General features: G+C 63.2%; 20 protein-coding genes. 13 read left to right on the plus strand and 7 right to left on the minus strand.

All coding sequences use genetic code 11. From position 1 onward, the window contains the following. The first annotated feature begins 65 nt into the window (after positions 1–65). The 9 genes from EU803_RS12870 to EU803_RS12910 all read left to right on the plus strand — a co-directional run bounded on the left by EU803_RS12870 (position 66) and on the right by EU803_RS12910 (position 8397). Positions 66–515: a 6,7-dimethyl-8-ribityllumazine synthase gene (locus EU803_RS12870; protein ID WP_129683423.1), complete on the plus strand. Its 450-nt coding sequence runs from the start codon at positions 66–68 to the stop codon at positions 513–515. Positions 516–684: 169 nt separating this feature from the next. After that, positions 685–1761: a hypothetical protein gene (locus EU803_RS12875; protein WP_129683425.1), complete on the plus strand. Its 1077-nt coding sequence runs from the start codon at positions 685–687 to the stop codon at positions 1759–1761. Positions 1762–1933: 172 nt separating this feature from the next. Next, positions 1934–3052 (plus strand): hypothetical protein, encoded by a 1119-nt coding sequence (locus tag EU803_RS12880; protein WP_129683745.1) that lies wholly within the window; start codon positions 1934–1936, stop codon positions 3050–3052. A gap of 113 nt (positions 3053–3165) precedes the next feature. Continuing rightward, positions 3166–5103, plus strand: coding sequence for an ATP-binding protein (locus EU803_RS12885; RefSeq protein WP_129683427.1), 1938 nt, complete (start codon positions 3166–3168; stop codon positions 5101–5103). 210 nt (positions 5104–5313) lie between these two features. Further along, positions 5314–5667: a hypothetical protein gene (locus EU803_RS12890; protein ID WP_129683429.1), complete on the plus strand. Its 354-nt coding sequence runs from the start codon at positions 5314–5316 to the stop codon at positions 5665–5667. 109 nt (positions 5668–5776) lie between these two features. Next, complete coding sequence (locus EU803_RS12895) at positions 5777–6085, plus strand: hypothetical protein (RefSeq protein WP_129683431.1); 309 nt, start codon at positions 5777–5779, stop codon at positions 6083–6085. Further along, positions 6082–7434 (plus strand): DUF6638 family protein, encoded by a 1353-nt coding sequence (locus EU803_RS12900; RefSeq protein ID WP_129683433.1) that lies wholly within the window; start codon positions 6082–6084, stop codon positions 7432–7434. Before EU803_RS12895 ends, EU803_RS12900 begins: the two co-directional genes overlap by 4 nt. Before the next feature lies 1 nt (position 7435). Continuing rightward, entirely contained in the window at positions 7436–7708 is a 273-nt protein-coding gene (locus tag EU803_RS12905; RefSeq protein WP_129683435.1) for a hypothetical protein, read from the plus strand. An 11-nt stretch (positions 7709–7719) separates the two neighbouring features. Beyond that, entirely contained in the window at positions 7720–8397 is a 678-nt protein-coding gene (locus EU803_RS12910; RefSeq protein WP_129683437.1) for a DUF1523 family protein, read from the plus strand. Positions 8398–8401: 4 nt separating this feature from the next. Here EU803_RS12910 and EU803_RS12915 read toward each other — a convergent pair whose 3' ends face one another. Then, positions 8402–9247, minus strand: coding sequence for a helix-turn-helix transcriptional regulator (locus tag EU803_RS12915; protein WP_129683439.1), 846 nt, complete (start codon positions 9245–9247; stop codon positions 8402–8404). A 126-nt stretch (positions 9248–9373) separates the two neighbouring features. Between EU803_RS12915 and rpe the strand changes: the two genes are divergently transcribed. Continuing rightward, positions 9374–10051 carry a ribulose-phosphate 3-epimerase gene (rpe, locus tag EU803_RS12920; RefSeq protein WP_129683441.1) on the plus strand — a complete coding sequence of 226 codons (678 nt, stop codon included), beginning with the start codon at positions 9374–9376 and terminating at the stop codon, positions 10049–10051. Positions 10052–10054: 3 nt separating this feature from the next. Here rpe and EU803_RS12925 read toward each other — a convergent pair whose 3' ends face one another. Genes EU803_RS12925 through soxR form a run of 3 tightly spaced genes read right to left on the minus strand, consistent with a single transcriptional unit; the run spans position 10055 to position 11953 of the window. Further along, positions 10055–10270 carry an Ada metal-binding domain-containing protein gene (locus EU803_RS12925; protein ID WP_129683443.1) on the minus strand — a complete coding sequence of 72 codons (216 nt, stop codon included), beginning with the start codon at positions 10268–10270 and terminating at the stop codon, positions 10055–10057. 41 nt (positions 10271–10311) lie between these two features. Next, entirely contained in the window at positions 10312–11484 is a 1173-nt protein-coding gene (locus EU803_RS12930) for an aminotransferase class I/II-fold pyridoxal phosphate-dependent enzyme (RefSeq protein WP_129683445.1), read from the minus strand. 31 nt (positions 11485–11515) lie between these two features. Then, positions 11516–11953, minus strand: a complete 438-nt coding sequence (soxR, locus tag EU803_RS12935) for a redox-sensitive transcriptional activator SoxR (protein ID WP_129683447.1) — start codon at positions 11951–11953, stop codon at positions 11516–11518. Between the two features lie 220 nt (positions 11954–12173). Here soxR and EU803_RS12940 point away from each other — a divergent pair, with 220 nt between their 5' ends. Then, the gene (locus tag EU803_RS12940; protein ID WP_129683449.1) at positions 12174–12560 is read left to right on the plus strand and encodes a VOC family protein; all 387 of its coding nucleotides are present in this window, start codon (positions 12174–12176) and stop codon (positions 12558–12560) included. A gap of 56 nt (positions 12561–12616) precedes the next feature. Here EU803_RS12940 and EU803_RS12945 read toward each other — a convergent pair whose 3' ends face one another. The 3 genes from EU803_RS12945 to EU803_RS12955 form a co-directional block, all read right to left on the minus strand. After that, positions 12617–14431 (minus strand): M3 family oligoendopeptidase, encoded by a 1815-nt coding sequence (locus tag EU803_RS12945; protein ID WP_129683451.1) that lies wholly within the window; start codon positions 14429–14431, stop codon positions 12617–12619. 233 nt (positions 14432–14664) lie between these two features. After that, positions 14665–15603 (minus strand): alpha/beta hydrolase, encoded by a 939-nt coding sequence (locus EU803_RS12950; RefSeq protein ID WP_129683453.1) that lies wholly within the window; start codon positions 15601–15603, stop codon positions 14665–14667. Further along, the gene (locus EU803_RS12955) at positions 15603–15893 is read right to left on the minus strand and encodes an SCP2 sterol-binding domain-containing protein (protein ID WP_129683455.1); all 291 of its coding nucleotides are present in this window, start codon (positions 15891–15893) and stop codon (positions 15603–15605) included. Before EU803_RS12955 ends, EU803_RS12950 begins: the two co-directional genes overlap by 1 nt. A gap of 72 nt (positions 15894–15965) precedes the next feature. Between EU803_RS12955 and EU803_RS12960 the strand changes: the two genes are divergently transcribed. After that, on the plus strand, positions 15966–16526 hold the full coding sequence (locus tag EU803_RS12960; protein ID WP_129683457.1) for a hypothetical protein: 561 nt from the start codon (positions 15966–15968) through the stop codon (positions 16524–16526). A gap of 33 nt (positions 16527–16559) precedes the next feature. Next, the gene (locus tag EU803_RS12965) at positions 16560–19358 is read left to right on the plus strand and encodes a helicase-related protein (protein ID WP_129683459.1); all 2799 of its coding nucleotides are present in this window, start codon (positions 16560–16562) and stop codon (positions 19356–19358) included. Positions 19359–19367: the final 9 nt, after the last annotated feature.

The following is a 19367-nucleotide window of genomic DNA, read 5'->3' on the forward strand; positions in this document are numbered from 1 at the left end:
CCGCGGAGGGCTGCCCCATGGGATCGCCTTGGGTGACGTGTCTGTTGCGAAAGGAGATCTGCCAAATGACACACACCCGATATGCCTTCATCAAGGCAAACTGGCACGCCGAGATCGTGGATCAGGCCCTTGTCGGCTTCCGCGACGCGCTGCCAAAGGACACGCCGGTCGATGTCTTCGACGTGCCCGGCGCCTTCGAGATGCCGCTTCTGGCCCGTGACCTTGCCCGCAGCGGCCGCTACGCCGCCGTGGCCTGTGCGGCACTGGTGGTCGACGGCGGCATCTACCGGCACGACTTCGTGGCGCAGGCCGTGGTTTCCGGGCTGATGCAGGCGGGACTAGAGACCGGGGTGCCGGTTCTGTCGGTGTCGCTGACCCCGCACCATTTTCAGGAAACGCCCCATCACATCGCCATCTACCGCGATCATTTTGTGAAAAAGGGGCGTGAGGCGGCCGAGGCGGCGTTGTCGATCACGGCCACGCGGCGGGCGCTGCATCCGGCCACCGCCGCCTGACCTTTTGTCGGGTCGTTTCGACCTTGAGGGGAGGCAAGGGCGCTTCCCCTCTTCCCAAGCATGTGTGCATTTGCAACACTTGGTCGAAACCGCCGCGCCGGGTATGTAAATTCATTTAACATTACCTATCTGACGTCGGTAACAGTGATGCTTTGAGGGAGTTTTCCAGATGTCCGATTTCGATGCCCAGATCCGCGACAGCCAGGCTCAGGTGCAGGATGCACAGGCCAAGATTGCCGAAATGACCAGCCGGATCGAAGTGGCCCGCCAGAAGATGGAAGCGGGGACCGATATTTCCGTGGATATCGAAAACGCCACGCTGGAAGAGGTGCACGCCCACACCGAAGCGATGAATGCCAATATCGCCGAGTTGATCATGGGTCTGGACGATGTCACCGCCGGGTTCTCGAAAGATTTTGACGAGATGCGGACCAAGACCGGCTGGGAAACCTTTGTCGGGATCTTTTCCGGCGCCAAGGCCGACAGCATGCGGCAGGAACGCATCCGCGCCGCAAGCGTGGATGACAAGCTGCAGGACCTGATTTCCAAGTCCAACGTGATCCAGCAATTGCTGGAGGGGCAATTGGCGGTGCTGAACGAACAGAAGACCAAGGTTGAAGGCAACCTGACCGGCACGCTGGAAGAGCGCGAGGCCGTGGTCGGAGAGCTGGAGGCCGTCCGCGCCGAGATTCTGGGTATGGACCCGAAGATCATCGAACTGGAAAACAAGATTTCCGTCGAACAGGACGCCGCCGCCCGCACCAAGCTGGAAAGCGAACTGGCCGCCCTGAACGCGAAATACAACGAGCTGGTGCAGGCCGAACAGGTGCATCTGGCCAAGTCGCAGACGCTGGAACGCTATATCGAGAAGGGCAAGACCTGGATCGACAGCCTTCAGAATCAGGCGGCGACCCAGATGGTGCTGATCAACAAGCTGAACACTGACACCAAGCAGCGGGTGGTTCTGTATGACGCGCTGACCAAGTCGCTGAAAACGGCGCAGCAGCAGGACGTGGCCCACCGGATCAACGAGATCGGGGTCAAGACCGACCAGGAGGCGCAAACCGCCATGGCCGCGATCGGATCGGCCACCAACGCCCGCATGGCCGACATGCTGGAAGCCCACGAAGACCAGATGGTCTTTGCCCGCAAGGTGCTGGAAGAAAAGGCCAAGGCTGACGAACGCTTCGTCCGCAGGTTCCAGAAGATCGTCGAGAAACACGACAAGAATATCTATGGGGCCTGAACTTTGGGAATGCTTTGGTTTGCAAAACTTCCATATTTTTCAGCCGTCTGGCCTGTTGTTATCCCGCTGAGTTTTCAGCAATTTCTACCAATGCCGTTTGTATTGGGGCTGACGGTGCTCCTGTGGCTGGGTTTGAGCGTAGCTTGGTTCAGGTTCCGTGAGGTTTATGACTTTGACTGACCTCGCCGACGATCATTTCCGCCTTGAAGACACCCGCGTTACCCGGCGCTATTTCGGGAAGTTCGAAAAGATCACCGGCTATCTGGGCCGGGTGGCGGCGGTGCTGGACAGCGAGGGGCGGTTTTCCAAGCCCGAGATCGCGGCGATTGCCCGCTATCTTGTCGGCCTGAACCTGACCTTTCGGACGCTGGCGCATAAATACCATTTCGCGGGCCGCTTCGCCCATGCGGGCGCCCTGACCTTTGACCGTGTCGAAAGCGGCTTTCCGGTCTTCACCGAACTTCTGGAAATGGCCAATGACGCGCTTCAGGCGAAAAAGCATCTGTCCGAAATGCCGGGCGAAGAGGCGCTGAAGGACCAGATGGTCCGGGTCATCACCGGCGAACAGGCGGTTCCGGTAAAGTTGCAATATGCCCTGTCGCAGCGGCTTTATTATCAGGAACTGGCCAAGGGCGGGCAATTCCTTGCCCGCAACGATCCGGATGTCGTCTGGCTGGAAAACCTTTCCGAGGGCCGCCGCCGGTTCCTGATCCATTGGGCGGTCTATGATGCCACCAACAACCTGCCGACGCTTTATCTGATGGAGGTCGAGGATACGGGTCGGATCGGCCTGCCCAAGGACGAACGCCGCTGGCCCGAGGCACAGGCGCATCTGATGGCGCAGTCGCTGACCTCGCTGAAGCTGTTGACCATTGCCCGCGGATTTGACGAGGATTTCCACGACCTGCACCCCAAACGTCTGCGCCGCATCCACCTTGGCCCGATGTATTCCCATGCCTTCACCCGGCAGGCGGGCCCGATCCGCGAGGTGCTGGAAGCCGCCCGCGCGCCCGAGGGCGAGGATTGGGCGCTGGTCTGGACCGAGGAAGACCTGCTGAGCCAAAGCGTGGAGCGGGTCAAGGACGGCTGGTTCAGCACCTCCGAGCGCGAGATCTTCGCGCTGGACCCCTTTGTCGGGAAGGGGGCGGAAACCGGGGCCACGGCGATGGAGCGGGCCCTGATCATGCCGCAGCGTCCGTTTCAGGCCCTGGCCGAACGGAACCCGCCGGGGTTTCGGGATGTGCGCAAATTCGTGGTGAACCCGCAGGGCAGGGTGCTGAGCTACAGGTAAGGTGGGTCAAGACCCACCTTACGAATGGGTATCGGAACTGGGTGGGTCGAGACCCACCTTACGCAAGTGGCGGAAAGGTAAGGTGGGTTTCAACCCACCCTGACGGAGGAAAGATGAGCCAGACGAGCGACCAGATGGAACTGCGCGAGGACGATATCCGCAAGCATTACCCGGCGGCCCTGTCGATGCTGGAAGGCTTCGATCATGCGCCCCGCATCGCCAAACCGGCCGAGGCGGCCGCCGCCCCGGAACGGTCGTCCGGGATCGGCAGCCGTCGCGCCTTCCGGTCCACCACCCCCGGCCTTGTCACCCGCCGAACCGCCCGCAGCGAAGGTGTCCAACTGATCGCCCGGATCGAAGGGGCGGATGGGGGCGATGCCCTGACCAGCCCGGTTCAGGCCCATGTTTTACAGGGGCTGCGCCGGGCCCTGGCCATCGCGCTGGCCATCGGCGAACAGTATTCCGACCGCACCGGTCTGTCGGACCTCAAGCGCCAGAACCTTGAAGGCGCGCTGCCTGCAGGCAAGAAGGCGGAGTTTTCGGAAGGCCTGAGCGCCGAGGCGCTGGCCGTCTTGTATACATTCGCCAATGCGACATCCTTCCTGCTGGCCGATCACGCGGGCGAGGATACGGTCGAAGTGGGCGAGGTCGATGAGATCCTGACCGAGAACGCCCAACTGGCCCTGCACGGAGTGTTGTGGGAATTGGATCAGGACGTCGCGACCCACGGGGCCGATGACGTGAAGACCGCCGCAACCGTTCTGGCCTTCGCCGAACAGGTCATGGGAAAGGTCGCCGCCCGGGCCAGCACCGCGAACGGCCTTGCCGCCTTTACCGGCGCAAGCTGGAAGGTCGAAGACGACGGTCTGACGATTCAGGGCTTCACCCCCGCCCGCAAGGCCAAGGGCACGACCCTGACCATGACCTTCAAGAAGCCGAACGAGGTGGTGGGCAACCACATCGCCAAATATCAGGCGATGAAGCTGTCCAAGATGCTGATGGCCTACGACTTCGACAGGCGGCTGAACCCCTTTGCCGAACTGGGCGGGTTCATCTTTACCTTCATGGGGGATGGCAAGCCGGGCACGGGCAAGACCACCCTGATCCAAATGATGGCCGGGCTGATCAACGACTATTGCAAGGTGGCGGGCTATGCCTTCCGCTACCAGAACTTTGGCATCGACAATATCGACAGCTATCAGGGCAAATCGGGCCAGAACGCCAAGGCCTTTGTCCAGAACGTGCTGGACCCGGGCGTCATCGGGTTCGGCACCATCGACGATATCGACCAGATCGCGGGCAAGCGGGGCGACCGGCAGTCCAGCGCCGGCCAGCAAGAGGTGACAGCCGTATTCATGGAGGCCTTCGCCGGGGCCAATACCGTGGTGAGGGGCAATTGCACCTTCGGCATGTTCTCGAACTACCCCGAGAACGTCGACGACGCCCTGCGCCAGCGGGCGGGTGCCCGGTTCCTTGTGGACGGGCCGCAGACGCGCGAGGATTACATCGACATCCTTGCCCTTCTGATGGGCAAGAAACACGATATCCCGCTGGGCGATCACGAGCTGTTCGCCGCGCAGGAAATCAAGAAGGCCGTCGCCGCCAGTTTCGAAAGCCACGCGCGCCCGCACGAGGAAGGGCTGGCGAAGGTCTTTGAACGGGTGCAGGCGCAGATCGGCGATCTGGACACGATCGCCAAGATGGGCACCTATCTGAAAGCCATTCAGGAAGCCGACGAACGCTTCACCGGCCGCGCGATCAAGAACATCACCGATGCGGTCAAGGTCCGGGCGATGGATTTCGAACTGCCCGACGAATGGATGGAAAACCCCGACCTGTTCCTGTTCCGCGACTACGACACCAAGAGGGCGATGATCGAAGACCTGCGCCAGCCGATCACCATCGACATGGTGCTGCAAGAGGTGAACCGCTACGCCGACAGCGAATTCCGCTATGCCGACAAGTCGGACGAGGTGGCGATTGAAAACATGGTGCGCGACTTCGGGCGGCAGGAGGAAGCGAAACGGCGGTATCTGGAGGGGAAAGGGTGAGCGAGCGCAAACCCGGCTGGGATGCTAAAGTAATCGCGAGAGTTGCGAATGACTGCTATGGCGGAATGAAGTATATGTTTGAGGCTCATGGCTGGCCCGAACGAGGTTCGAAAATGATGCTGGCGGTCCAAGCCAGAGTTGTCGATGCATATGGCTCGGTTCTAGCTTTCGAAGAACATCATTCATCGAAGACCGGGCGAGGCTAGACTTGTGACCAACCTCTCCGACGCCTTCGCCTCTGGCCTGATTGTCCCGGCGGCTGTGCTGGCCCTCTTGGGCTGGGCCGTGCCGCGCCTGCTGGCGCTGGTGATCCCCGAAGGGTTGCGACCGCTGATGCTGATCGCGCTTCTGTCCACAATTGTCATGGGGGTCTTCGGCGCGCTGTTCTTCGCGGGGCTTTATGTCTGGCAGGGGATGCCCATGGCGGCCCTGTTCGAGGCCGGGCTTGCCGCAGGCGTCGTGCATTTCGGGCGGCTCTCGCTGATCTCGGCCCTCCTATGGGGGCCGATCATGGTGCTGTCCATCGCCGGGCTGCCCAAGAACTGGATCAAGGAGACGTGGTAAGATGACGGACCCATCCGCATATCAATCTTGGACTTTGGCCGGAGCTGTCTTTCTCGTGTTGACGAGCGTCACACATTCAGTTGCCGGAGAACGCTTTCTGATTACACCGATGCTTCGATTGCGGGGCAACGCGGTTCTGGAACACTGGCTGGCCCGGATCGTCATCCGGTTCGCATGGCATCTGACCAGCCTTACATGGGTGATGATAGCGATCCTCCTACTCACGGTTGGTACCGTGAGGGTCGATCCGACAATGGCAATACTTGGGATCTTTGGCGTCGGATTTCTTGTGGCCGGGGTCTTTGACATGTTCATTAGCAGGGGCCAGCATATCGGCTGGCCATTGCTCGCTGCAACTGGAACCTGCTTGCTTGCGGCACGTTCTGTCGCGCCTCCAATTTACGTGGTGTTCTATTGAAACGTCTCATCGAAAAGGGCCTGATGTTTGGCAACCTGATCGTGGTGGACAGCCCGGTCTGGGTGGACCGCTACAACCGTGCCCTGAAACATCTGACGGGTAAGACCACGGCGCTGACCGATTTTCACATCGACATTTCGGGCTTTTCGCCCGAGGTGGCGGATGAGTTGGGCGACGACCTTTACCTGAACCACGATGGGGTGAACCGGCAGTTCATCCTGCTGACCACGGACCAGAAAACCGCGCCCTTGCTGAACGCGAAATTTTCGACCGCGCGGGGCATCCTGCGTCAGTTCATCGAAGACAACGCCGCGCAACTGTTCGCGCTGACCGCCCGTGATGCGGTGGCGGGCGAGCTGGTCAATTCCGTCTATCGCGTGGACAGCCCCGCGAAACTGTTCGACATCCGCACCATCCGGGTCGAGGCGGACACGACCGCCGGAACCGTTGCCACCGCCCGCAAGCTGCGCCGGCTGATCGACCGGTTCAAGGCGGACAAGGACGCATGGTGGGACGATGTCCTGATCGCCGATATGATCGAGCTGGCCAAGGAAACCGGGGACGTGTCCCGATACCCGGTCGATCTGGATGTGGCAGAGTTCCGACAGGACAATTTCTGGACCTCGCATTTTGGCGGGCTCTACGTGTTTCGGGGGGTGGACCACCCCGCCGTCATCACCTCGGGCAAGAAATCCGCGCTGGGCGACCTGCCGGTGCCCTACGTCTTTGATTTCACGGACCGGGCCCGGATCGCCAAGTTCCTGACGCTGAACCGGCTGGCCGAACCTATCGTCGAAGGGCGCGGCATCGACGTGGCCGCGATCCTGCACCAAAAGATGGATTTCGTTGTCGCCGAAGTGGCCGCGCAACTGGGCGAGGACCTGACCGGCGCTACCCGGCGCGACCTGCGGCGGCTGGGCCGGAAATACGCCGACCAACTGCCCGAGGAATGGCAGGGTCTGGCCGCCCTTGCCCGTTGGGCCGAAGAGGATGCGCCCTGGCCCCGGATCACATCGGATCACCCGGCCTATTTCTATACCCTGCGCGCCAGCCGCCACGCCGACGCCGACCTTGTGAACATGCTCCTGGCCGAGATGTGCCCGCTGGATATCCGGCAATTGTTCATCTGTCACAAAGAGGCGTTCTATGCCGCCTATGCCCGCTGGCCGGAAGAAAAACAGGCCTATGTCGCCGATTTCCTCGACCGGGAATACCAGGTGGACAAGGCGGGCACGCGGGCGGCACTGTTCGGGCATGACGCCCCGATGCAAGACCCGGAACCGCCGAAACCCCGGCGCGAGGATATCATTGAACGGGTCGGCCCATGGGGCGCGGTAAGGAGGACGTGATATGGGACTGGTGAAACTGGTCGTCTTCGGATTTCTGTTCCTGTCGGTGATCTACCTGTCGATCTCGGTCTATTCCCGCTCGGTCCGGCGTGAAAAGCTGGAAAAACAGTGGGATGCAGACAACCCCGGGGGTGAACAGGCCGACCGGGATACCTATGTAGAACAGGGCATGGCCAAATATGAAAGCGGCTTTCGCAAGAAGCTGATCGTCTTGGTCTATATCGTGCCGACGGTCGCGATCGTCGCGATCCTCTACCTGACCAACGCCAACTGAAAGGGCGACCGATGCGCTATGTTCGAATGACTTTCCGGATTGTCACGGTCATCCTTCTGGGCAGCTTGCTGCACTATGTCCTGCCACAGCACGATATCGCCCGCGTCACCTCGACCGAGGTGATCCGGACCGATTTCAGCGGTTTCAACCGTTGGTTCTATGCGCAGGCCGACAGCGGCAATACCGAACTGTCCACCCGCGATCTGCGCCTGATCAACACGGACCGGCAAAAGACGTTCCTTTTGGGGTTCATCCCGCGTGATGCCACCGGGGTGATGGTCTATCGCAACGAAGATTCGGGCTGGATCTGGCCGCCCTATTTCAAATTCGACAGCTCCGACCTTCAGGCAGAGGCCGCATCGCTGGTCAGCACCGCGGCGGAACCGCAATGGGTCGTCGTCACCCACTATGGTTGGCGCAACCGGTTCTTTTCCATCTACCCCAACGCGGTTGGCATTCGCCCGGTCGAAGGGCCGGACGTGCGGGTGATCCCGTGGTTCAACATCAGCTTCTTCATCTTCCTAATCGTGGCCTGGCTGTTCCTGCGGGCCGCCTGGGCGCAGTTCCGCGAACGCAGTCTTGACCCGATGATGGACAAGGCCAGCCACCAGATGGACGAGGTCAACGCCGGGCTGTCGGAACGGCGGTCGCGCCTGCGCCGCTGGCTGGACACTTGGCGGCGGAAGTAACGGGTCAGGGCTGGATCAGATCGCGCTGGAACCGGCGCCGATAGCCCGCGGGCGTCAACCCGTGGTGGTCGCGGAACAGCTTGTGAAAATGGCTCATGTTCGGGATGCCGCAATCCGTGGCGATCTCGGGCAGGGGGTCGGTGCTGCCGGCAAGGCGGCGGGCGGCAAATTCCATACGCAGCCGGTTCACATATTCCGAGGGTGACAGGTTCAACAGCCGCCGCATGGTGCGGCTGACATGGGCGTGGACCTTGCCAGTGCGGGCGACCAGCCCGGCCGCCCCGTCGCGGAACACCGCCGGATCCTGAACCGCCGCGCAGGCCTGCGCCAGCCAGAGCGGCAGGTCAGGGGGCAGGGCGCGCACCTCGTCCAGAAGCCGGGCCAGCAGGGGCAGCAGAAACGTTTCCAGTTCCAGCGCGCTGCGTGCCTGCGCCCGCTCAAGACGTAGCGCGGCATGGTTCAGGTCGGCCAGCTGTCGGCTGTCGAGATGGGCGCGGATCGGGGTGGGTGCATCGGACCAGAAGAATTGCCCGGACACATCCGGGTGCCGCCGCCCGATATCGGCGATCACCTCGGGGTGCAGCGACAGGGACACGACCAATGTCGCCTCTGCCCGGCCCTCCAGCCCATGCCGGTGCAAGGGGCCCGCAAAGACCAATGCGCCTTCGGTCAGGTCCTCGCGGCCATCTGGCAAATGGTGCCGCACCACCCCGTTCTGCACCCAAAGAAGTTCGTGGAAATCATGCCCGTGCAGGTGTCTTGGGCGGCCCTTGCCCAACTCGGCCCGCGCCAGGTGATAGCGGGCGGAGGGGCCGAAAATATCCTGTGTCTTCAAAAGCTGTATGGTCATGGGATCAAAATAGCATATTCCCCGCGACCCGCGCCCGGCATTCTGCCGCAGGTGCGAAGAATGCGTGACCTTGCCCGTTTTTCGGGCTAGAGGGGCGGCAACTGCTGCCAAGGGAGGCTATGGCCCATGTCCTTCGATCGTTCCGTGAAAATCGCCCCGTCCATCCTGTCCGCCGATTTTGCCAACTTCGGCGCCGAGATTCGCGCGATCGAGGCCGAGGGTGCGGATTGGGTCCATGTGGACGTGATGGATGGCCATTTCGTCCCCAACCTGACCTTCGGCCCGCCCGCCGTGAAGGCGTTCCGCCCGCATGTGAAGACGGTGATGGATGTGCACCTGATGATCACCCCGGTGGACCCCTATATCGACGCCTATGCCGAAGCCGGGGCCGATATCCTGACCGCGCATATCGAGGCAGGCCCTCATATCCACCGAACGCTGCAGGCGATCCGAGGCGCGGGGATGAAGGCGGGCGTCGCCCTGAACCCCGGCACCCCGGCCGAGGCGGTGGCGCATCTTCTGGACCTGACCGACCTTATCTGCGTGATGACCGTGAACCCCGGCTTTGGCGGGCAAAAGTTCATCGACATGACCGCCAAGATCCGGACCCTGCGCCAGATGATCGGTGACCGTCCGGTGCATATCGAAATCGACGGTGGGGTCGATCCGAAGACCGCCCCGCTGGTGGTCGAGGCGGGCGCCGATGTGCTGGTTGCCGGGTCGGCGGTGTTCAAGGGCGGGTCCGTGGATAACCCCGGCGTCTACGGCGACAACATGCGCGCCATCCGCGCCTCGGTCGCCTGACCTTCAGGCACTATCGGGATCACAGCGTTTGCAGGCCCGCAGCCCCGCCGCGCGGGCTGCCTCTGGACTGTTGAAGAACCGCGTGTTCTTGCGCAGCGGCTTTCGCGCGGTGCAGGTGAAGCGGCAGTAGATCCCGGTCGAGGTCACACCGGCCCAGACCGTCCCGTTATGGGCGGCGTCGCGGGCCAGAAAGGCGTCATAAAGGGCATCTTCATCCATCCCCCGACCCTATCACTGGGCGCGGCCCGAATCCTGCGCAATCACCCTGCCAGCCGCGCCGCGAAGGCCAGAACCCGCCGCAGCGCATCTTCATAGGCCAAATCGGGGATGGTCATGGCGACCCGGATGTGCCCCGCCGCCGCGGTGCCGAAACTTTCGCCCGGCATGACAGCGATCTTTTCGTCGTCCAGCAGGCGGTTGGCGAACTCCTCGCCCGACAGGCCCGTCGCGCGGATATCCAGCATCGTGTACATCGCGCCCTGCGGCGGGACTGCACGGACGGTGGTTTGGCCCGCGATCAGCGCCAGTGTCATATCGCGCCGCCGGGCAAAGGGGGCCGCAACCCGCGCCTCTGCCTGCGGTCCCAGGCCCAGCGCATAGGTGGCGGCATCCTGCACAAACCCTGCCACCCCATAGTTGGTGTTGGTGGACAGATTGATCAGATGGTCGATGACCTCGACCGGGGCGCAGATCCAGCCGATCCGGCTGCCGGTCATCGCATGGCTCTTCGACATCGACCCGACAAGGATGGTGCGCTCTGCCATTCCGGGCAGAGCACGCGGAGAGATATGTTCGCCCTCCCAGACCTGGCAATCATAGACTTCGTCCGAGATCAGCCAGAGGTCATGATCCCGGCAGACCGCCGCGATCCCGTCGAGCGTTTCGCGGGAATAAACGACGCCGGTCGGGTTGTTCGGCGAATTGACCAGAAGGCTGGCGGCCCCCTCTGCCTGCGCCGCGATGGCGTCGGGCCGGGGCTGAAACCCGTCCTCGGCCAGCGCCTGAACCGGCACGGCCACGCCGCCCGCCGCCCGGATGGTGCCGGGGTAGGTGGCGTAATAGGGGTCGATGAACAGCCCCTCTTGGCCATCCCCGCAGGTCGCCAGATGGGCGGCAAACAGCGCGGCCTGCCCCCCCGCCGTGATTAGGATGTTTTCGGGGCCCGTGGGCACGCCTGTCATGCGGGTGACCCGATCGGCCGCCGCCCGCCGCAGCGCCGGGGTGCCCGGCACGATGGCATAACCGGTGTGCCCGCCCGTCGCGGCCCGGTTCATCGCGTCAAGGATATCCGGCGCGGTGCGCACGTCATGTTCGCCGATGGTCAGTTCGGTTACGGGAGTGCCCGCCGCCAGCATAGCCCGCGCGCGGTAGAAGACGCCCCAGCCGTCGGACCCGCCGGGGCTGATGGAAGTGATACGGTTCGATAGTTTCATGGGCGGACGGGACCAGCCCATTCGGCCGGTGTCAATCCCGGATCAGCTTGCGCGGGCCGGAACCTTCGCCTGCAAGCGTGTCGTCGGGATTGTAAAGGGCGCAGGTGTCCAGCGACAGGCACCCACAGCCGATGCAACCGTCCAACCGGTCGCGCAGCCTTTCAAGCTGGGCGATGCGGTCGTTGATCCCGTCGCGCATCCGTTCGGACACCCGGGTCCAATCGGCCTTGCTGGGGGCCTGATGCGCGGGCAGGTCGGCCATTTCCGCGGCGATCTCGGACAGGGAGAACCCCAGTTTCTGCGCGATCATCGCAAAGGACAGACGCCGGATGTCGGGCCGCCCGTATCTGCGGTGCCCGCCCGCGTTGCGCACAGGCTGCACGATGCCGTGGGTTTCGTAGAACCGGATTGCCGACACGGCCAGCCCGGTCCGTTCCGCCAGATCGCCGATCGTCAATCCGCCCTGCATGAAAAACCCCTTGATCTAAAGTGGACTTTAGAAATTACACCTGAGTCGAAGGTTGAACACAAGGCAAGAAAGGAATGAACCATGCCATGGAAACGGAATTCGGAACGGGTATGTCTGCCGCCTGCGGTGGTCCGCCATCTTGAACGGGATGGGCTGGGGTGGGGGCACGACCTGACCGCTGGCTGTGTCCGCTTTGGGCTTGATCGAAAGGGGGACCGCAATGGCAAGGCTTGAACATGTGAACGTGACCGTCGCCGACCCACGCGCCACGGCGGCCGTGCTGCATCGGCTGTTCGGTTGGGAAACCCGCTGGGAAGGAACCGCGATCAATGGTGGCTTTACCGTCCATGTCGGAACCGGCGACCAGTATCTGGCGCTTTATACCGGCCCGGACGGCGGCGCGGCGCAGACCCCAGCGGACAACAGCTATCTCATGCGGGGCGGGCTGAACCATATCGGGGTGGTCGTGGACGACCTGGCCGCGGCCGAGGCGGCCGTTCGTGCCGAAGGGTTCGAGCCGCATTCCCATGCGGACTACGAACCCGGCCGCCGCTTTTATTTCGACGAAAACAACGGGGTCGAGATCGAGGTGGTCTGCTACGACTGACCGATCCACCCGCGCGAGGCCAAGTAAGGTGGGTTTAAACCCACCTTGCCCCGGTCTCAGCCCATGGCCTCCAACTCGTCGATGAACCCTTCGATCATCGACAGGCCCTTGTCCCAGAAGGCCGGGTCGCTGGCATCAAGGCCGAAGGGGGCCAGCAATTCCTTGTGGTGCTTCGATCCACCTGCCTTCAGCATGTCGAAATACTTCTCCTGGAAGTCCCCGTCGCTTTCCTCGTAGGCGGCATACAGCGCGTTCACCAGCCCGTCGCCAAAGGCATAGGCGTAGACGTAGAAGGGCGAATGGACGAAGTGGGGGATGTAGGACCAGAAGGTCTCATAGCCTTCCATGAAATCGAAGACCGGCCCAAGGCTTTGGGCCTGCACGGACATCCACAGAGCGTTGATATCCTCGGGCGTCAATTCGCCTTCGGCGCGGGCGGCGTGCAATTTGCATTCGAAATCGTAAAAGGCGATCTGGCGCACGACCGTGTTGATCATGTCTTCGACCTTGCCCGCCAGAAGAACCTTGCGTTCCGCGTCGTCCTTGGCGTCGGCCAGAAGCTTGCGGAAGGTCAGCATCTCGCCAAAGACCGAGGCGGTTTCGGCCAGCGTCAGCGGGGTGGAGGACAGCAGTTCGCCCTGACCGGCGGCCAGCACCTGATGGACGCCATGGCCCAGTTCATGCGCCAGGGTCATCACATCGCGCGGCTTGCCCATGTAGTTGAGCATCACATAGGGGTGCACGGTGGTCACGGTGGGGTGCGCAAAGGCACCGGGGGCCTTGCCCGGTTTCACGCCCGCGTCGATCCAGCCCTTGTCAAAGAAGGGCGCGGCCAGATCGGCCATGCGCGGATCGAACCCGGCATAGGCCTCCATCACGGTCTTGTGGGCCTCGTCCCAATTCACGATCCGGTCGGATTCCATCGGCAGGGGCGCGTTGCGGTCCCAGACCTGCATCCGGTCCAGCCCCATCCACTTCGCCTTCAGCGCGTAATAGCGATGCGACAGGCGCGGGTAGGCGGCGACCACCGCGTTGCGCAGCGCCTCGACCACCTCGGGTTCCACATGGTTGGACAGGTGGCGGCCGGTCTGCGGGGTGGGGAAGCCGCGCCAACGGTCCTCGATCTGCTTTTCCTTGGCCAGAGTGTTGTGAACGCGGGCGAACAGCTTCACGTTCTGCCCAAAGACGCGGGCCAGTTCGCGGGCCGCCGCCTCGCGCGTGGCGCGATCCTGTTCGGTCAGAAGGTTCAACGTCGCCTCAAGGTTCTGTTCCTCGCCGTCGACGGTGAACATCAGCCCGGCCATGGTTTCATCGAACAACTTGTTCCAGGCGCTGGCGCCGACGGTGGATTGGTCGTGCAGGAACTTCTCCAGCTCGTCCGACAGCTGGTAGGGCTTCATCGCCCGCATCCGGTCCAGCACCGGGCGATAGCGGGCCAGATCGGCGCTTGCGGCATAGGCCGCGTCCAGCGCCTCGTCCGGTAGGCGATTGAATTCAAGGCTGTAGAAGACAAGCGGCGTGGTGAAAGTGGTCACCTTGTCCTGACAGTCGGACATGAACTTGGCCCGCTCGCCATCCATCGTCATCTGGTAATAGCGCAGGCCGGCATAGGACATGATCCGCCCGGCGATGATGTCGATCTCCTCGTATCGCTTCACCGCCTCGGCCAGCCCGGCGCCGTCCAGATCGGCCAGCTTGCCTTCGTAGTCGGCGGCGAAACTGGCACAGGCGGTTTCGAGCCAGTCCAGATCGCGCGCCAGTTCCGGCGCATCGGGATCGGCATATAGGTCGGTCAGGTCCCAATCCGGCAATTGGCCCAAAGCGTTGGCGCCGCGGCTGTCTTTGTCGAAATTGGGGGTAGGGGTGCGCATGGAATACCTCGTCATGACGTTTGACGTCAGAGATAGTGCTTTGCCCGGCGACATGAAACCCCCGGGGGGCGGGGAGGGTGGGTTGAAACCCACCTTACGTTTGAGGGGCGCTGCCCCTCTGGCCCGTTGGGCCATTCACCCCGGAGTATTTTGGGCAAAATGAGAGTGGGGAGGATGAGGGTGCCGAACACCCTCACGCGCAATGGCGGAAATGCGGTCGTTTCGGGGTGCGGTCAGGGCGCGGCGTTGAAATGGCTGGCGATCCGGTCAAACACCATCTTCCGGATCTCGGGCCCTTCCATCATCACCTCGTGACGGGCGCCGTCGATTTCGACCAGCGTGCCATTTGGCCAACGGCCCATCCGGTCGCGGATGCGACTTCGGTCCACGATATCCTCGGCCGAGCCAAGAAAGGTGATCGTCGGCACATCGGGCGAGGGTTTCCGTGCCAGCGCCCGCATTTCCACCAAAGCCTCACCCAGCCAGCGCAGGGACGGGCCGCCAAGAGCAAGGTCCGGGTGCGCCCGAAGCTGGTCGAGCATGTAGTCGAACATCTCGCGATCGGTGGTCAGGGAATTTTCGTTGAAATCGGCGGTGTTGACGTAGCTGTCGGCGTTCTGGCCCGGCGGGAACATATGGCTGAACCCCAGCGGCTTGGACAGGGCCGACACGACCCAGGCAAAGGGGCGCAGGGCCGGCGCGATGCCGATCCCCCACATCGGGGCCGAGAAGGCCGCGGCCTTGACGGGCAGCCCGTCATAAAGGGCGCGCAGGCCAATGCAGCCGCCCATGGAATGGGCAATCAGGTAGAAGGGTTCGGGCAGACCCTGATCGCGGGCGTAGCGCAGCACCGCCGCGACGTCCTTTTGGTAGTCTAGGAAGTGATGCACATGCCCCTGCATCGGGTTGTGATCCGGCCGGTCGGCCAATCCCTGACCCCGCCAGTCGACAGCGACCGTCGCAAAGCCACGATCCAGCAGATCGCGCGCGGCGCGCCCATATTTTTCGATGTATTCGGTGCGGCCCGGGAACAGCAGGACGGTGCCCCGCGCCTCTGGCCCGGTCCAATGGCCGACGCGAATGCGCACCCCGTCAGACGTGCGCAGCCAGTCGGTGTGACCACCGGCCGGCCCGTCCGCCACGGTATCGAACAGGGGTGCGCCCGCCAGCATCAGGACAGAACCCCGGCCAGTTTCATCGCCATGCCCATGTCGCCATCCACCGTCAGTTTACCGGTCATGAAGGCGGCCGTCGGGTTTTCTTCCCCTTCAAGGATCGCCTGAAAGGTTTCGGCGCTGGCCGACAGGGTCACGTCGGCGTCATCGTCGCTGACATGGGCGCCGGAGCCGTCGATGATGATCGCGCCTTCGCCTTCGATCTTGAACTTGGCAGAGCCGTCAAAGCCCGCGCCGCCCATCTTGTCGTTCAGGGCAGCAACTGCCGCAGTCAGAATTTCGCTCATCCCGTATCGTCCTTTCGATGATTTGACCGCTGGGGTACTGGAACCCTGCGCGGCATAGGTTACATTGACGTTATGGGCACTCTGACCGATCACTTCAAATCTATCGTTGCGGCATCCGTTGTCGCAGTCGGGTTTTCCCTACCCGCCATGGCGGATGACGCTGCGTTAGATGCGTTGTTCGACGATTTGCAGGCGGCCCAAGGGGCCGATGCGGACCGGATCGGGGATCAGATTCGGGCGGAGTGGAGCAAGAGCGGATCCGCCGCCATCGACCTGCTGCTGCGTCGCGGGGAAGAGGCGATTGACGCGGGCGACCCGCTGGCCGCGTCCGAACATTGCACCGCCGTGATCGACCATGCGCCGGATTTCGCCGAAGGCTATTCCTGCCGCGCCATCGCTTACTACCTTCTCGACCTGCCCGGCCCGGCGCTGGATGACCTGCGCCAGACCCTCGCGCTCAACCCCCGGCATTTCGACGCGATGCGCGGCTTCGCGGTCATGCTGGAAGAATTGGAGCGCCCCGAAGAGGCGCTTGAGGTTTATGGCCGGGTGCTGGATATCTACCCGGCGAATGCGCTGGCCCAGGAGGCCGCGGATCGTTTGAAACTTCAGTTCGAGGGGCGGGCGCTCTAGCCCGTTTGCCCCCCGCCAGTCCGGGATACATTCATGCCTGCTGCCCCCCGGATCACGGCCGTGCTTGGGCCGACCAACACCGGCAAGACCCATTACGCCATCGAACGGATGCTTGCGCATCGGACCGGGGTGATCGGCCTGCCGCTGCGGCTTCTTGCGCGCGAGGTCTATGACCGGATCGTCGCCCTGCGCGGCCCGTCGGTGGTCGCGCTGGTCACGGGTGAGGAACGGATCGTTCCCGACCGCGCCCAATATTGGGTCTGTACGGTCGAAGCGATGCCCGAGGGCATGGGCTGCGATTTTCTGGCCGTCGATGAGATTCAGCTGTGTGCCGACGCCGAACGCGGCCATGTGTTTACCGACCGGCTTTTGCACGCCCGGGGCCTGCATGAGACCCTGTTCATGGGGTCCGAGACCATGCGCCCCGCCATCGCCGCACTGGTCCCCAAGGTGCAGTTCCTGCATCGGGAGCGGTTTTCGACCCTGACCTACGCAGGTTCGAAAAAGATAAGCCGGATGCCCGGAAGATCGGCAATTGTGGGGTTTTCGGTTGATAATCTGTATGGCATCGCCGAACTGCTGCGCCGGACCAAGGGCGGCGCGGCGGTGGTCATGGGCGCGCTCAGCCCCCGGACCCGCAATGCCCAGGTCGAGATGTATCAAAATGGCGACGTGGACTTCCTTGTCGCGACCGATGCCATCGGGATGGGCCTCAACCTGGACGTGAATCACGTCGCCTTTTCCGCGCTGGACAAATTCGACGGGCGGCGGATGCGGCCTCTTGCGGTTGACGAACTGGCCCAGATCGCCGGTCGGGCGGGGCGGCACATGACCCACGGCTCCTTCGGCGTGACCGGAGAGGCGCCGGATCTTGACCCGGCGGTGGTCGAGGCGATCGAGAACCACCAGTTCCGCCCGGTGAAGAAACTGCAATGGCGCAATTCCTCGCTGCGGTTTGGATCGGTGAACCAGCTTTTGGGCGCGCTGGAACAGAAGACCGACAATGAATGGTTCACGCGGGTGCGCGAATCCGATGACCTTGCCGCGCTCAGGGCCATGTCGGCGGATATCGAGGTGATGGCCCGGGCCAGCGACGGACCGTCGGTGAAACTCTTGTGGGATGTCTGCCGGGTGCCCGATTTCCGGGGGATCAGCCGGGGCGAACATGCCAACCTTGTGCGGGACATCTTTACCTTCCTGCACCAGCACGGAGAGATCCCGCGCGACTGGTTCGCCCGGCAGGTCAAACGTGTGGACCGGCCCGATGGCGACATCGACACGCTGTCCAAACGGCTGGCCTATGTGCGGACATGGACCTATGTGGCGCAACGGCGTGGCTGGCTTGCGGACGAATCCCATTGGCGCGGGGCCACGCGCGCGGTAGAAGACCGCTTGTCAGATGCGCTGCACGCGGCATTGACGCAAAGATTTGTGGACCGGCGGACATCTGTCTTGCTTCGCCGGCTCAAACAGAAGGAGGGCCTTGTGGCCGAGGTGAACGAACAGGGTGAAGTGACCGTCGACGGCGAATTCGTCGGGCGGTTGGAAGGGTTCCGTTTCCGGATGGACAAAACCGGAAGCCCGGACGAGGCAAAGACCCTGCGTCAGGCGTCGGTACAGGCGCTTGCGCCGCATTTCAGCCTGCGGGCCGACCGGTTCTACAACGCCCCCGATACGGAAATCGACTTTACCGAACAGGGTGGGTTGATGTGGGGCGATCAGGCCGTGGGCAAGCTCGTGGCCGGGCCGGAACCGATGAAGCCGCAGGTGCAGGCCTTTGTCGACGAGGAAGCCGGCGATGACGTGGCCCAAAAGGTCACCCGCCGTCTGCAACACTTCATCGACCGCAAGGTTGCCGCCCTCTATGAACCCATGCTGGCGATGCTGGGTGACGAGGCGCTGACCGGCTTGGCCCGTGGCTTTGCCTTCCGCCTGTCCGAAGGGTTCGGGATCATTCCCCGTGGCGAGGTGGCGAACGAGGTTCGCGATCTGGATCAGGATGCCCGCGGCGCGCTGCGCAAGCATGGCGTCCGCTTTGGCCAGTTCACCGTCTTCATGCCGCTGCTGCTGAAACCCGCGCCGACTCGTCTGCGCCTTGTGCTGTGGTCGCTGGCCAAGGGGTTGCAGGACTTCCCCGAAGCCCCGCCGCCGGGCCTTGTGACCGTGCCCGCCCAGAAAGGGGCAGAGCCGGGGTATTACGCCATGGCAGGCTATCGCGCCGCGGGCGAACGGGCGATCCGCATCGACATGCTGGAACGGCTGGCCGACATGCTGCGCGACAAGGACAGCAAGGGCGGGTTCGAAGCCAACCCCGACATGCTGTCGATCACCGGCATGACGCTGGAACAATTCGCCGATCTGATGCAAGGCCTTGGATACAAGGCGGAAAAGGGCGAACGTGAAAAGGCGAAACCGGTCGTCGCAGGCGAACCGGAATTGCCGGGCCAGCCCGACGAAACCCCCGCCGAGACCCCGGTTGAGGTGCCCGCGGACCAGCCGCAGGAAGCGCCGGTCGAAGTCCCGCAGGAAGCCCCGCAAGAGGCCCCAGCCGAAGTGCCGACCGAAGATGCCGCACCCGAGATGGAGGTGTTCTATACCTTCACCTGGGCCGGACGCGGCCAGCGCAAGACCGGCGGACGCCCGCAAGAGGCGCGTGGCGGCGACCGTCCGAAAGGCGGGCCGAAAGGGCGCAAGGGCGGCAAGCCGCAGGGCAAAGGTGGCCCGCGTGGCGACCAGAAGCCCCAGACCTTCGCGGCCAAGCCCAAGCGCGAGGCCCGGATCGACCCGGACAACCCCTTCGCCGCTGCCCTGTCAGGCTTCAAGACGAAGTGACGGCCTGAC

This window comes from Loktanella sp. IMCC34160, from assembly GCF_004145845.1.
GTDB lineage: Bacteria > Pseudomonadota > Alphaproteobacteria > Rhodobacterales > Rhodobacteraceae > SELP01.